6 protein-coding genes, 8 tRNA genes and 3 rRNA genes are annotated in these 14708 nt (G+C 42.8%); all 17 read left to right on the top strand.

Going from position 1 to position 14708, the window contains the following annotated elements; all coding sequences use genetic code 11:
• The first annotated feature begins 115 nt into the window (after window positions 1-115).
• The 17 genes from BW721_RS05605 to BW721_RS05525 all read left to right on the top strand — a co-directional run bounded on the left by BW721_RS05605 (window position 116) and on the right by BW721_RS05525 (window position 14705).
• Window positions 116-1432: an extracellular solute-binding protein gene (locus BW721_RS05605; RefSeq protein WP_076766918.1), complete on the top strand. Its 1317-nt coding sequence runs from the start codon at window positions 116-118 to the stop codon at window positions 1430-1432.
• Between the two features lie 111 nt (window positions 1433-1543).
• A complete protein-coding gene (locus tag BW721_RS05600; RefSeq protein ID WP_076766916.1) occupies window positions 1544-2878 on the top strand; it encodes a sugar ABC transporter permease in 1335 nt (444 codons plus the stop codon).
• A gap of 5 nt (window positions 2879-2883) precedes the next feature.
• Window positions 2884-3747, top strand: coding sequence for a sugar ABC transporter permease (locus tag BW721_RS05595; RefSeq protein WP_076768654.1), 864 nt, complete (start codon window positions 2884-2886; stop codon window positions 3745-3747).
• A 77-nt stretch (window positions 3748-3824) separates the two neighbouring features.
• Window positions 3825-4688 carry a DUF1189 family protein gene (locus BW721_RS05590; RefSeq protein WP_076766914.1) on the top strand — a complete coding sequence of 288 codons (864 nt, stop codon included), beginning with the start codon at window positions 3825-3827 and terminating at the stop codon, window positions 4686-4688.
• Window positions 4689-4744: 56 nt separating this feature from the next.
• Window positions 4745-7021, top strand: coding sequence for a glycoside hydrolase family 65 protein (locus BW721_RS05585; protein ID WP_076766912.1), 2277 nt, complete (start codon window positions 4745-4747; stop codon window positions 7019-7021).
• A gap of 60 nt (window positions 7022-7081) precedes the next feature.
• Entirely contained in the window at window positions 7082-7744 is a 663-nt protein-coding gene (pgmB, locus tag BW721_RS05580) for a beta-phosphoglucomutase (protein WP_076766910.1), read from the top strand.
• 1148 nt (window positions 7745-8892) lie between these two features.
• Window positions 8893-10448: ribosomal RNA gene (locus BW721_RS05575) — 16S ribosomal RNA — on the top strand.
• Between the two features lie 210 nt (window positions 10449-10658).
• A 23S ribosomal RNA gene (locus BW721_RS05570) occupies window positions 10659-13574 on the top strand.
• Window positions 13575-13727: 153 nt separating this feature from the next.
• Window positions 13728-13843: ribosomal RNA gene (gene rrf, locus BW721_RS05565) — 5S ribosomal RNA — on the top strand.
• The 16S, 23S and 5S rRNA genes sit together here with 8 tRNA genes alongside, the layout of an rRNA operon.
• A gap of 22 nt (window positions 13844-13865) precedes the next feature.
• Window positions 13866-13939: transfer RNA gene (locus BW721_RS05560), tRNA-Asn, on the top strand.
• A 46-nt stretch (window positions 13940-13985) separates the two neighbouring features.
• Window positions 13986-14072, top strand: a tRNA-Ser gene (locus BW721_RS05555).
• 19 nt (window positions 14073-14091) lie between these two features.
• Window positions 14092-14163: transfer RNA gene (locus BW721_RS05550), tRNA-Glu, on the top strand.
• Between the two features lie 88 nt (window positions 14164-14251).
• Window positions 14252-14324, top strand: a tRNA-Val gene (locus BW721_RS05545).
• A gap of 2 nt (window positions 14325-14326) precedes the next feature.
• Window positions 14327-14399: transfer RNA gene (locus BW721_RS05540), tRNA-Asp, on the top strand.
• Between the two features lie 62 nt (window positions 14400-14461).
• A tRNA-Phe gene (locus BW721_RS05535) sits at window positions 14462-14534 on the top strand.
• Window positions 14535-14537: 3 nt separating this feature from the next.
• Window positions 14538-14618 (top strand) — tRNA-Tyr (locus BW721_RS05530).
• A gap of 16 nt (window positions 14619-14634) precedes the next feature.
• Window positions 14635-14705: transfer RNA gene (locus tag BW721_RS05525), tRNA-Trp, on the top strand.
• Window positions 14706-14708 lie beyond the last annotated feature (3 nt).

The following is a 14708-nucleotide window of genomic DNA, read 5'->3' as shown; positions in this document are numbered from 1 at the left end:
ATTGTTATGATTCTGTTACCGATAACAATGAGTAAACGCTTGCAATAAAGGTGTAACAATTACATAATAGAGTTGTAATAAAAAACTAGTACATATATTTAAAGGAGGATGTCCAATGGTTTCGGATTGGAAAAAAACAAAATTAGGTTTGATTACAGCGTCAGCAGCATTCTTATTAGCTGCTTGTGGTGGAAGCGGAGATTCTACTGAAAGCGAAGCACCAGCTGGAGGAGATACAGCTGACACAACAGAGACAAGTGATGCAGCAGGAGATTTTTCTGGACAAACATTGAAAGTAACAGTGGGGGATGACTATACATCATTTGTTGAATCAATTATTCCAGCTTTTGAAGAAGAGTATGGTGTCACAATTGAGTTAGCAGAGATCGATATGTTTGATAACTTAGAAGCATTGCCATTGGATGGCCCTGCAGGATTAGGTCCAGACGTTATGATTGCACCCTACGACCGTGTAGGTGGTTTGGGATTACAAGGTCACTTATTAGAAGTTGAATTGCCAGACGATGGCCGTTATGATTCAACGGATGAACTTCAAGTTACTGCTGATGCTACTTACTTTGGTTCACCATTCGTTATTGAAGCATTAGTAATGTACTACAACAAGGATTTAATTGACACTGCTCCTACGACGTTTGCAGAATTGGAAGCACTAACAGAAGATGAGCGCTTTGCATTTGCATCTGAAGCAGGTAAATCAACGGCCTTTTTAGCAAACTGGGTAGACTTCTATAACTCATATGGTTTACTAGCAGGGTTTGGTGGTTATGTGTTTGGTGAAGAAGGAACAAACGTTACTGATGTCGGCTTGAATACACCAGAAGCCATTGAAGCGATTGAATACGCTCAAAAATGGTTCCAAGAAATTTGGCCACAAGGGATGTTAGATAAAACAACGTCAGGTAACTTCATTGATGATCAATTTATTAGTGGGAAAACTGCTGCGATTACCAACGGGCCATGGGGAGCTGCTAGCTACCGTGATGGTGGCGTGAACTATGGTGTTGCACCAGTTCCATCATTACCAAATGGTGAAGCATACGCACCATTCGCGGGTGGTAAGGCTTGGGTTATCTCTTCTTACTCAGAAGTAGGCGAATTAGCACAAGAGTGGTTGAACTATGTAACAAATGAAGAAAATATGATGGCATTGTTCACAGATTACACAAATGAAATTCCTGCTAACCAAGCAGCACGCAAACAAATTAGTGATGCAGGTGATAATGAACTAGCTGTAGCCGTTATCGAACAATACAATACTGCTGTTCCAATGCCAAATATTCCAGAAATGGCAGAAGTTTGGACTGGTGCAGAAACAATGATGTTTGACGCGGGATCAAATAATAAGACAGCTGAAGAATCAGCAAATGATACTGTAGAGATTATTAAACAAAATATTGAACAAAAATATTAAGATAATCTGCGGCTAAACTAAGTAACGCAACATTATCGGCAGAGACGGACATTCTGTCTCTGCCAATTTTATTGAAAAACAACTTTTATTTTTAGAGGAGGGGGAATTAAAGTGGCTGATAAAGAAAGCAAGAAAAAAACGGTTGTTTATACTGAGGAGCAAGAAAAAAATATAAAAAAAGCGACGCTTCTTTCACTTATTCCAGGACTCGGACAGCTTTACAATAAGCAAGTATTTAAAGCTCTAGTCTTTTTTGCTATTTTAATTGTTTTTATTATTGAAATGGTTGTATTTGGAGGAGGGGCTCTTGAAGGGTTAGTTACTCTTGGAACAGTCCCAAGGGAAGATCACTCCCTGTTTATGCTAATTGAAGGTTCCATGCAAATTCTCATTATGGTGGTATTTATTTTAATTTACGCCATTAATATTTATGATGCACGTCGCGTTGCGAAAATGCGTGCGCTAGATCCTAAGTCTGTTAATTACACAGCGAAAAGTAATTTGCTAAATGCCTATAACAATGGGTTCGCGTATATGCTTACAATACCAGCTTATTTAGTCATGTTGTTTGCTATTCTCTTTCCTGTGTTAGTAACCATTTTTATTTCCTTTACTAACTATGATTTCTACCATATTCCACCAGCTAATCTCGTGGATTGGGTAGGGTTCGAAACCTTTGCAAGTATTTTCTCATTGAGTACCTACCGCGATACCTTCTTTGATGTCTTTTCTTGGACAGTTATTTGGACCGTATCGGCTACAACATTACAGCTGGTTCTTGGTATCTTAACCGCGGTTGTATTAAACCAACCCTTTATTAAAGGAAAACGAATTTTTGGGGTAATTTTATTGTTACCTTGGGCAGTTCCTGCCTTTATTACTATTATGTCCTTTTCTAATATGTTTAATGATAGTGTGGGGGCAATCAACTCTCAAGTTATTCCGTTTATCAATAACCTACCATTTGTCGATATTCCGGCTATTGCTTGGAAAACAAATCCATTTTGGACGAAAATTGCCATTATTGCGATTCAAGGTTGGTTAGGATTCCCTTATATTTATGTATTAGTATCGGGTATTTTACAATCTATTCCATCTGACTGGTATGAAGCATCCGTTATTGATGGTGCCACGTCCGTTCAAAAATTCCGTTACATCACGCTACCGCAAATTTTTGCTGTGGCAGCACCTATTTTTGTGACACAGTATACCGGTAACTTTAATAACTTCTCCATGATCTACCTCTTTAACGAGGGGGGACCTGGTAGTGTCGGCTCAGGTGCAGGCTCAACTGACATTTTGATTTCTTGGATTTACAAGTTAACAACTGGCCAGTCACCACAGTTTAATATTGCATCTGCGGTAACATTGATTATTTCAGCTGTTGTTATTACAATCTCAATGCTTATCTTCAGCCGCACACGTGCATTTGAAATGGAGGATTGATGGAAATGACACAGACTAAACCAAAGAAAATTAGAACACAAAAGACAAGTCGTCGTCTCAACAAAGTATTTACCTATGCTTATCTTATTATTTTAAGCATCATTATTATTTACCCACTGTTGATTACAGCAACTTCGGCATTCCGTGCGGGAAACATTATGGCATTCGATTTGAAGTTGTCAGGTCCATGGACATTGAATAACTTTAAACGCTTATTCCAAGAAACATTGTACCCACAGTGGTATATGAATACCTTAAAAGTTGCTATTACTACAATGGTTATTCAAGTAACAGCTATTACATTAGCTGGCTTTGCTTACAGTCGCTATCGTTTCATTGGACGTAAACAATCATTGAAGTTTTTCTTGATTGTTCAAATGGTACCGACAACTGCTGCTTTAACTGCCTTCTATGTTATGGCCTTGTTAATTGGCGGATTAGATCAACACTGGTTCTTGATTTTTGTTTATATCGGTGGTGGTATTCCAATGAATACTTGGCTGATGAAAGGTTACTTTGATACAGTTCCAATTGAATTGGATGAATCAGCTCGCCTAGATGGGGCGGGACACTTCCGTACATTCTGGCAAATTATTTTACCTTTAGTGAGACCGATGATTGCTGTTCAAGCATTGTGGGCATTTATGTCACCGTTCGGAGAATACCTACTTGCGAGATTCTTACTCCGTACACCGGCAAACTATACGGTTGCTAACGGCTTACAAACATTTATTAATAACCAAAGAGACCAACGTGTAGCACTGTTTGCTGCGGGGGCAATCTTAATTGCTGTTCCAATCGCAACACTGTTCTTCTTCTTACAAAAGAACTTTGTTTCTGGTTTAACAGCAGGGGGAACAAAAGGTTAATCACTGGCTGCCGTGTTGCTTGAATTGCATGCTTCAACTAGAATAAAATGAATTGATTTAAAAAAGGATGGATGAACATGCAAAACAAAACCTTTCCTATAAACTACTTTAATAGTGTCTTAACGCCTGTGAAGAATTTTATTGGACGAAAACAACTCAGCTGGCCAAAGCTACTATTTGTAATACTATTTTTAAACGGGATCATGATGATTCCTATTGTTATGAACGTTACTCAAACTGAAGCGATTCAATTAAAGTCCACCTTTCCAGCTATTTACGACTTAATTGATGAAGACGTCGTTGATAGTCTGAATCAAACCACTTCCGAAAAAGGGCAGGTCACTTTTACAGAGCCTTTTATCCTTGAAAAAGAAGCGGGAATCGTATTAGGTGGCGTAGACGAACAGGAAATTGAAGAGGCTTTAGAGATGACAAACGCTCTCGTGTTTGCAGAAGACCGATTCTATCTAAAAGAAGGGGACTTACCAGTTAGCGAGATTCCCTATACAGCTGATGTCCAACTGGGTGGTTGGCAGACTGTGGATGATTTGCAAGCTGAAGTAAACCGCCAGTGGTTCCAATACAACAGAGTGTTTATTGTAGCGACTTATTCATTCATGATAACAGGGATGATCCTCTTGATGAATTTTTTATTAGTATTTGGATCAGCCTTCTTTATCCGCTTGGCTGGACGCAGTGCGATGATAGAAATCGATACATACAAAGAAAGTGTTAATTTAATTTTGAATGCGATGGGGATTCCCGTTTTACTTGCTTTCCTATTAGGAATAGTAATGCCAGATATTTCAATGATTATGAGTGTACAAACGTTTGGTTTAGTGCTGATATTAGTACTGATTTACTTCCGTACACAGTTTTCAGAGGACTATATAGCAAAACGAAAGAAAAAAGCAAGTCATCAAACAGATCATGCATCATAGGAAGAACCTTATCCTCGCTTCGAGAGGAATATAACTTGGAAGGAGTAGAAATTTCGATGAAACGATTATTTGATATTGATCCTTGGAAGTTAAAAACAACAACCTTACATAAAGAGGACAAACGATTGCAAGAGAGTTTAACATCAATCGGAAATGGATACATGGGGCAGAGAGGAAACTTTGAGGAAGGCTATTCTGCAGATACCCATGAAGGCACCTATTTAGCAGGTGTCTGGTACCCAGATAAAACGCGTGTCGGCTGGTGGAAAATCGGTTACCCAGAATACTTTGGTAAAGTGATTAATGCTATGAACTTTATTAAGGTAGGTATTGAAGTCGATGGACATCCCGTAGATTTAGCGACCGATAACTTTAGTGACTTCTATCTCGAATCTGATATGAAAACAGGTGTTTTAAATCGCCATTACACATGGAAAAGTGCATCTGAAGAGATTGAAATCCGTTTTAACTTCAAACGTTTTTTGAGTATTGTGGACAAAGAGATTGCTGCTATTCAAATTTCTGCTGACGTTTTAAAAGGAAATCCAGAAATTAAACTGACTTCTGCTTTAGATAATAATGTACAAAATGAAGATGCCAACTATGAAGAAATGTTCTGGGAAGCTGTAGAAACGAGTGTTGAAAAACCAGCTTACTTAACAGCTAAAACAGTTCCAAATAATTTTGGTATCGATCGTTTTACAGTGACTGGCGCAATGGTTAACCAAGTAACGGCTGTTAATTATACTGCTAGTTCTTCGGAGTCTTTGCTGGTCGCAGAAGAATTTAGTGGAAAAGTTGCAGCGGGTGACACAGTAACATTGAATAAATATGTAGCGATTGTAACGAGTCGAGATGTTGCGGACTCTGAGCAAGGTGTACAGGCTCGTCAATTAGTAGAAGCTGCAGCTCATAAGGGCTTTGACCAGCTCTTAGTTGAAAATACAGAAGCTTGGGCAACGCGTTGGAATAAGGCAGACGTGAAAATTCAAGGTGATGATGAAGCACAGCAAGGGTTACGTTTTAACCTATATGGCTTATTCTCTACTTATTATGGTGAAGATAGCCGACTAAACGTTGGACCAAAAGGATTTACTGGTGAAAAATATGGTGGTGCAACCTATTGGGATACAGAGGCATTTATTTTACCGATGTATCTATCCGTTGCAGACCCAGAAATTTCTCGCAATTTGCTCGTTTATCGTCACAACCAACTAGATGGGGCTGTTCACAATGCTCAAATGCAAGGATTGAAGGGCGCTCTTTATCCAATGGTTACCTTTACAGGTGTGGAATGTCACAACGAATGGGAAATTACATTTGAAGAAATTCACCGTAATGGTGCAATGGTTCATGCGATTTACAATTATACGAATTATACGGGTGATGAGTCATACGTTTTAAATGAAGGTGTGGATGTCCTTGTTGCGATTTCACGTTTCTGGGCAGATCGTGTGCATTACTCTAAACGCAATGACCGCTATATGATTCATGGCGTAACCGGCCCTAACGAATACGAGAATAATATTAATAATAACTATCACACAAACCGCATGGCTACTTGGACGCTAGAATATACACTAGATACTTTAGCAAAACTATCTCATGAAAAAGCGGCAGAATTGGCCGTTTCTGATGAAGAACGTCAACAGTGGCAAGATATTATTGAAAAAATGTACTACCCATATGATGATGAGCTAGGTATTTTTGTTCAACATGATACTTTCTTAGATAAAGATTTGACACCGGTAGCAGAATTAGATCCAGAGAATCGCCCGCTAAATCAAAACTGGTCATGGGATAAAATTTTACGTTCGCCATACATTAAACAAGCCGATGTGCTTCAAAGTATATATTTCTTAAATGATCGCTACACACAAGAAGAAAAACAAGCTAACTTTGATTTCTATGAACCGCTAACTGTTCACGAATCGTCATTGTCTCCAAGTATTCACGCAGTATTAGCTGCTGAATTAGGTATGGAAGATAAAGCAGTTGAGTTATATTCTCGTACAGCGCGTTTAGATTTAGATAACTATAACAATGATACAGAAGACGGTCTACATATTACATCAATGAGTGGTGCATGGTTAGCAATTGTTCAAGGCTTTGCTGGCATGCGTATTGTAGATGGTCGTCTATCATTCAAACCATTCTTACCAAAACAATGGGATAGCTATGACTTTAAGATTAACTTCCGTGATCGCTTGTTGGATGTTCATGTCGCAAAAGATGGCTTAAGTCTATCTTTAGAAGAGGGCGAGTCAATAGATGTTCTCTTATGGGACGATGTGGTTACTTTAAGTGATTCAATTAAACAACCATTAAAATAAAAATCAGCTTGGGATTTTTCCCAAGCTGATTTTTAAACAGATAACTAGGAGGAATGTCAGATGATTAAAGGTGTTGTTTTTGATTTAGACGGTGTTATTACAGATACCGCAGAATTTCACTATTTAGCTTGGAAAGAACTTGGTGAAAAAATTGGAATTCCTTTTGATAGAGCATTCAATGAAAATTTAAAAGGAATTAGTCGAATGGATTCTTTAGAACGCATTCTAGAATTAGGTAACAAGCAAAATCACTATTCACAGGAAGAAAAAGAAGCTCTTGCCCACGAAAAAAATGAGCAATATAAAGAGTTGATTAAGCAAATTACACCTTCAGATATTTTGCCGGGAATTTCGACATTCATAGAGGACTGTAAAAGTAAACAGTTGAAGCTAGCTCTAGCAAGCGCAAGTAAAAATGGACCTGCCATTTTGGAGAGTCTGGGTCTAAAAGAAGAATTTGGTACGATTGTTGATCCTGCATCGTTGGCAAAAGGGAAACCAGATCCAGAAATCTTTATCAAAGGTGCTGAACTATTAGGTTTGAAAGCTGAGGAATGCATTGGTGTAGAAGATGCTGAAGCAGGAATTGCTGCAGTTAATGCAGCCGGCATGTTCTCTGTAGGAGTAGGTAACGCTGAATCAATGAAGGCAGCAGATCTATTTGTGGAACATACTGCGGATTTAAACTTAGAAGCTATTTTACAAGCAGTTAATAATAAATAGAGAAAGATCGGAGACTAGCAAGTCTTCGATTTTTTATATAAATCCATAAAAAATAGACATTTCGCTTTACAAGAAAACGTTTTCATGTTAATATACAAGTGTAGAGAGGGATACAAATTACATTTCGTAAGAAACAAAAGCAGTAAAGATGAGAGAAGTGTATACAAATCTTTCTTTACGTAGAGTCGTAAAGGTTCTATTAATAGAAACGTCTTCTTTCTATGTAATGTAAGAGATTTAAGTATAGAGATGAAAATCTAGAAAAAGTCAGTAGCAGGACAAGAAGAACGTTTAAATGAAAGAACAATTTCAGAAAAAGAGATTAGAAGTTTGTTTTTACTGAAGATGTTTCTTGGAACCTTACGATTCATGTATGGTATAGAACACTGTAAGTTCTATATCAAAGAAAGTCTAATCAAATGAGAGGCGAGATGCCCGTTTGATGGTAAAAGACTTTCGCATTATACAACTTCATTTAGTGGCATTGTTCCTTTATAAACGGGAAAGCCGAAAAAGGATAATTAAAAATCGGATCCCCTAAAAGTGGAACATCAAACCGAAGTTAAATGAAAATTTACCAACGGATGTAGTGTTGGTACTTAGTTTAAGGAACTTTGTTTACTAAGATGAAGGGGGAAGGGCTACAATTGTAGCTCTTCCTTTTTCTTGAACTGTATTGTTTGACAGCGTTACCAGCTCTGTGCTATGATTATTTATGTCATCTTTTAAGATCTTTTAAAAAAATCTGTTGACACTTGTATAGGCAGATGCTATCATTTAGAAGTTGTCTGAAAGACCTGTCTACTTTTAAAAATGTTTTGACAAAGGTTTCTCAAGATGATAGGATATAAAAGTTGCTTCTCAAAAAGCAGCTTAAAAAACTTTTAAAAAAAGTTTTTAAAAACTGTTGACACATAATTAACACCGTGTTAATATATAGAAGTTGTCACGACACGAACTCAACGTAACACGTGATAACGGATTTGACCTTTGAAAACTGAACAAAGAATGAACGAACCAAACGTGCAGGGTCATTCTTATTAATAAGAATGACACAACGAATCGCGATAATAATCGCAAAAACATTAAGTCAGCAAAAAAGAGCTATTCAGCTTTTCATGTCGGGTTTCTGTACAAGAGCCCACACTTAACATGAGAGTTTGATCCTGGCTCAGGACGAACGCTGGCGGCGTGCCTAATACATGCAAGTCGTACGAATTGATTAAGGAGCTTGCTCCTTATGACGTTAGTGGCGAACGGGTGAGTAACACGTGGGTAACCTACCTTCAAGAGGGGGATAACATCCGGAAACGGGTGCTAATACCGCATAGTTTCAGCTTCCACATGGAAGCCGAAGGAAAGACGGCCTTTGTGCTGTCACTTGGAGATGGACCCGCGGCGCATTAGTTAGTTGGTAGGGTAACGGCCTACCAAGACGATGATGCGTAGCCGACCTGAGAGGGTGATCGGCCACATTGGGACTGAGACACGGCCCAAACTCCTACGGGAGGCAGCAGTAGGGAATCTTCCGCAATGGACGAAAGTCTGACGGAGCAACGCCGCGTGAGTGAAGAAGGTTTTCGGATCGTAAAACTCTGTTGTTGGAGAAGAACAAGTAGGAGAGTAACTGCTCTTACCTTGACGGTACCCAACCAGAAAGCCACGGCTAACTACGTGCCAGCAGCCGCGGTAATACGTAGGTGGCAAGCGTTGTCCGGATTTATTGGGCGTAAAGCGAGCGCAGGCGGTTCCTTAAGTCTGATGTGAAAGCCCACGGCTCAACCGTGGAAGGTCATTGGAAACTGGGGAACTTGAATGCAGAAGAGGAGAGTGGAATTCCATGTGTAGCGGTGAAATGCGTAGATATATGGAGGAACACCAGTGGCGAAGGCGACTCTCTGGTCTGTAATTGACGCTGAGGCTCGAAAGCGTGGGGAGCAAACAGGATTAGATACCCTGGTAGTCCACGCCGTAAACGATGAGTGCTAAGTGTTGGAGGGTTTCCACCCTTCAGTGCTGCAGTTAACGCATTAAGCACTCCGCCTGGGGAGTACGGCCGCAAGGCTGAAACTCAAAGGAATTGACGGGGACCCGCACAAGCGGTGGAGCATGTGGTTTAATTCGAAGCAACGCGAAGAACCTTACCAGGTCTTGACATCCCTTGACACTCCTAGAGATAGGACGTTCCCTTCGGGGACAAGGTGACAGGTGGTGCATGGTTGTCGTCAGCTCGTGTCGTGAGATGTTGGGTTAAGTCCCGCAACGAGCGCAACCCCTATTGTTAGTTGCCAGCATTCAGTTGGGCACTCTAATAAGACTGCCGGTGACAAACCGGAGGAAGGTGGGGATGACGTCAAATCATCATGCCCCTTATGACCTGGGCTACACACGTGCTACAATGGATGGTACAACGAGCAGCAAACCCGCGAGGGCAAGCGAATCTCTTAAAGCCATTCTCAGTTCGGATTGCAGGCTGCAACTCGCCTGCATGAAGCCGGAATCGCTAGTAATCGCGGATCAGCACGCCGCGGTGAATACGTTCCCGGGTCTTGTACACACCGCCCGTCACACCACGAGAGTTTGTAACACCCGAAGTCGGTGGGGTAACCCTTATGGGAGCCAGCCGCCTAAGGTGGGATAGATGATTGGGGTGAAGTCGTAACAAGGTAGCCGTATCGGAAGGTGCGGCTGGATCACCTCCTTTCTAAGGAAATTATATGGAACCTGCCGATGTTCACATTCTTGTTCAGTTTTGAGAGGTTAACTCTCAAACGCATTGTTCCTTGAAAACTGAATAGTATAACATGAAATATAAAGTAAGAAACCAAAACATTTTACCGCGTTACACGTTGAACAGTTTTTTAACGAAAACAGTTTGATAGTAAAGGCCAGCAATGGCTGAAACTTGACCATAGGTTAAGTGAATAAGGGCGCACGGTGGATGCCTAGGCACTAGGAGCCGATGAAGGACGGGACTAACTCCGATATGCTCCGGGGAGCTGTAAGTAAGCTATGATCCGGAGATTTCCGAATGGGGAAACCCAATATCTTTGATAGGATATTACAAACACGTGAATACATAGCGTGTTTGAGGTACACGCAGGGAACTGAAACATCTCATTACCTGCAGGAAGAGAAAGAAAATTCGATTCCCTGAGTAGCGGCGAGCGAAACGGGAAAAGCCCAAACCAAAGAGCTTGCTCTTTGGGGTTGTAGGACTGGGACGTGAGACTGCAATGGATAGCAGAAGCTGGCTGGAAAGCCACGCGAAACAGGGTAAAAGCCCCGTATGCGAAATCTAACGCAGCTCTACCAGTATCCTGAGTACGGCGGAACACGAGAAATTCCGTCGGAATCCGGGAGGACCATCTCCCAAGGCTAAATACTCCTTAGTGACCGATAGTGAACCAGTACCGTGAGGGAAAGGTGAAAAGCACCCCGGAAGGGGAGTGAAATAGTACCTGAAACCGTGTGCTTACAAGTAGTCAGAGCCCGTTAATGGGTGATGGCGTACCTTTTGTAGAATGGACCGGCGAGTTACGATCCCATGCGAGGTTAAGTTGAAAAGACGGAGCCGCAGCGAAAGCGAGTCTGAATAGGGCGAATGAGTATGTGGTCGTAGACCCGAAACCAGGTGACCTACCCATGTCCAGGTTGAAGGTGCGGTAATACGCACTGGAGGACCGAACCCACGCACGTTGAAAAGTGCGGGGATGAGGTGTGGGTAGCGGAGAAATTCCAATCGAACCTGGAGATAGCTGGTTCTCTCCGAAATAGCTTTAGGGCTAGCCTCGGATAAACGAATCGTGGAGGTAGAGCACTGTTTGGACTAGGGGCCCTTCTCGGGTTACCGAATTCAGATAAACTCCGAATGCCATGGATTCAAGTCCGGGAGTCAGACTGCGAGTGATAAGATCCGTAGTCGAAAGGGAAACAACCCAGCCCACCAGCTAAGGTCCCAAAGTATCTGTTAAGTGGAAAAGGATGTGGGGTTGCACAGACAACTAGGATGTTGGCTTAGAAGCAGCCATCATTCAAAGAGTGCGTAATAGCTCACTAGTCGAGTGACCCTGCGCCGAAAATTTACCGGGGCTAAACAGATCACCGAAGCTGTGGATTCAACCATTAGGTTGAGTGGTAGGAGAGCGTTCTAAGGGCATTGAAGCTAGACCGTGAGGACTGGTGGAGCGCTTAGAAGTGAGAATGCCGGTATGAGTAGCGAAAGACGGGTGAGAATCCCGTCCACCGTATGACTAAGGTTTCCTGGGGAAGGCTCGTCCTCCCAGGGTTAGTCGGGACCTAAGCCGAGGCCGATAGGCGTAGGCGATGGACAACAGGTTGATATTCCTGTACCAGTTGTTTTTGTTTGAACGATGGAGGGACGCAGGAGGCTAAGGAAATGCGTGCGATTGGAAGAGCACGTCCAAGCAACAAGTCTTGTAGAGAGTCAAATGCTTTCTACTATACGGACAAGTTGTGATGGGGAGGGAAATTTAAGTACCGAAGTTCCTGATGTCACACTGCCAAGAAAAGCTTCTAGTTAGAAACCAACTGCCCGTACCGCAAACCGACACAGGTAGTCGAGGAGAGCATCCTAAGGTGAGCGAGCGAACTCTCGTTAAGGAACTCGGCAAAATGACCCCGTAACTTCGGGAGAAGGGGTGCTGACCGCAAGGTCAGCCGCAGTGAATAGGCCCAAGCGACTGTTTATCAAAAACACAGGTCTCTGCAAAATCGAAAGATGACGTATAGGGGCTGACGCCTGCCCGGTGCTGGAAGGTTAAGAGGAGAGGTTAGCTTCGGCGAAGCTTTGAATTGAAGCCCCAGTAAACGGCGGCCGTAACTATAACGGTCCTAAGGTAGCGAAATTCCTTGTCAGGTAAGTTCTGACCCGCACGAAAGGCGTAACGATTTGGGCACTGTCTCAACGAGAGACTCGGTGAAATTATAGTACCAGTGAAGATGCTGGTTACCCGCGACAGGACGGAAAGACCCCATGGAGCTTTACTGCAGGTTGATATTGATTGTTTCTGCTACATGTACAGGATAGGTAGGAGCCATTGAAGTCGGGACGCTAGTCTCGATGGAGGCGTCATTGGGATACTACCCTTGTAGCAGGACCACTCTAACCCGCCACCCTTATCGGGTGGGGAGACAGTGTCAGTCGGGCAGTTTGACTGGGGCGGTCGCCTCCTAAAATGTAACGGAGGCGCCCAAAGGTTCCCTCAGAATGGTTGGAAATCATTCGTAGAGTGCAAAGGCAGAAGGGAGCTTGACTGCGAGACCTACAAGTCGAGCAGGGACGAAAGTCGGGCTTAGTGATCCGGTGGTTCCGCATGGAAGGGCCATCGCTCAACGGATAAAAGCTACCCTGGGGATAACAGGCTTATCTCCCCCAAGAGTTCACATCGACGGGGAGGTTTGGCACCTCGATGTCGGCTCGTCGCATCCTGGGGCTGTAGTCGGTCCCAAGGGTTGGGCTGTTCGCCCATTAAAGCGGCACGCGAGCTGGGTTCAGAACGTCGTGAGACAGTTCGGTCCCTATCCGTCGCGGGCGTTGGAAATTTGAGAGGAGCTGTCCTTAGTACGAGAGGACCGGGATGGACACACCGCTGGTGTACCAGTTGTTCTGCCAAGGGCATTGCTGGGTAGCTATGTGTGGACGGGATAAACGCTGAAAGCATCTAAGCGTGAAGCCCCCCTCAAGATGAGATTTCCCATCATTTTAAATGAGTAAGACCCCTGAGAGACGATCAGGTAGATAGGCTAGAAGTGGAAGTGCAGCGATGTATGGAGCGGACTAGTACTAATCGGTCGAGGACTTAACCAATAATAAAACGGTAATGACGTAAAATGGGTTTCAAACCAAGGGTTTCATGTTAACTATTCAGTTTTGAGGGAACAACCTCAGAAAAAACACTGTGGGCATAGCCCAAGTGTATCATGTCTGTAAACTGCTAGCAGCAACAGCCATGACAATATGTGCGGTGGCGATGGCAAGAAGGTCACACCTGTTCCCATCCCGAACACAGAAGTTAAGCTTCTTAGCGCCGATTGTAGTGAAGGGTTTCCCTTTGTGAGAGTAGGACGCTGCCGCGCATATATTTTTTTAATATATTATTCCGCAATAGCTCAGTTGGTAGTAGCGCTTGACTGTTAATCAAGATGTCGTAGGTTCGAGTCCTACTTGCGGAGTTTTTCTTTTTTTTTGGAAAAATTTAAGTTTTGGCATTTTATACTTGGAGAGTTGTCCGAGAGGCCGAAGGAGCACGATTGGAAATCGTGTAGGCGGGAAACTGTCTCAAGGGTTCGAATCCCTTACTCTCCGTTAGCTTATTTTTAAATATGGCCCGTTGGTCAAGCGGTTAAGACACCGCCCTTTCACGGCGGTAACACGGGTTCGAATCCCGTACGGGTCATTATCATGGCTGTTGACGCTTTAGCGACATTACAGACATGATACACTTGGACAAAGTTCATAGTGTTTCCTTAAATTGTTTATATCATGGAGGTTTAGCTCAGCTGGGAGAGCGTCTGCCTTACAAGCAGGATGTCAGCGGTTCGATCCCGTTAACCTCCATTGGTTCCGTGGTGTAGGGGTTAACATGCCTGCCTGTCACGCAGGAGATCGCGGGTTCAAATCCCGTCGGAACCGTCTTTACTTGTTTCGTAACAGTGACTATGTTAGAATTAATACTCAAGTAAATTTTTATTTAAGGCTTGGTAGCTCAGTTGGTAGAGCACTTGATTGAAGCTCAAGGTGTCGGCGGTTCGATTCCGTCCCAAGCCATCTGGAGGGGTAGCGAAGTGGCTAAACGCGGCGGACTGTAAATCCGCTCCTTCGGGTTCGGCAGTTCGAATCTGCCCCCCTCCATAATTTTACTCATAATAGGGGTATAGTTTAAAGGTAGAACAACGGTCTCCAAAACCGTTGGTGTGGGTTCGATTCCTGCTACCCCTGTTT

Source organism: Jeotgalibaca sp. PTS2502, assembly GCF_001975685.1.
Classification (GTDB): Bacteria; Bacillota; Bacilli; order Lactobacillales; family Aerococcaceae; genus Jeotgalibaca; species Jeotgalibaca arthritidis.
Note: the sequence above shows the minus strand (reverse complement) of the source record. Positions and strands in the feature narration are given on the sequence as shown.

Coding starts and splice junctions, on each gene's coding strand:
- BW721_RS05585 (WP_076766912.1), top strand. CDS start 4,745: ATGAAACGATTATTTGATATTGATCCTTGGAAGTTAAAAACAACAACC.
- BW721_RS05605 (WP_076766918.1), top strand. CDS start 116: ATGGTTTCGGATTGGAAAAAAACAAAATTAGGTTTGATTACAGCGTCA.
- pgmB (WP_076766910.1), top strand. CDS start 7,082: ATGATTAAAGGTGTTGTTTTTGATTTAGACGGTGTTATTACAGATACC.
- BW721_RS05595 (WP_076768654.1), top strand. CDS start 2,884: ATGACACAGACTAAACCAAAGAAAATTAGAACACAAAAGACAAGTCGT.
- BW721_RS05590 (WP_076766914.1), top strand. CDS start 3,825: ATGCAAAACAAAACCTTTCCTATAAACTACTTTAATAGTGTCTTAACG.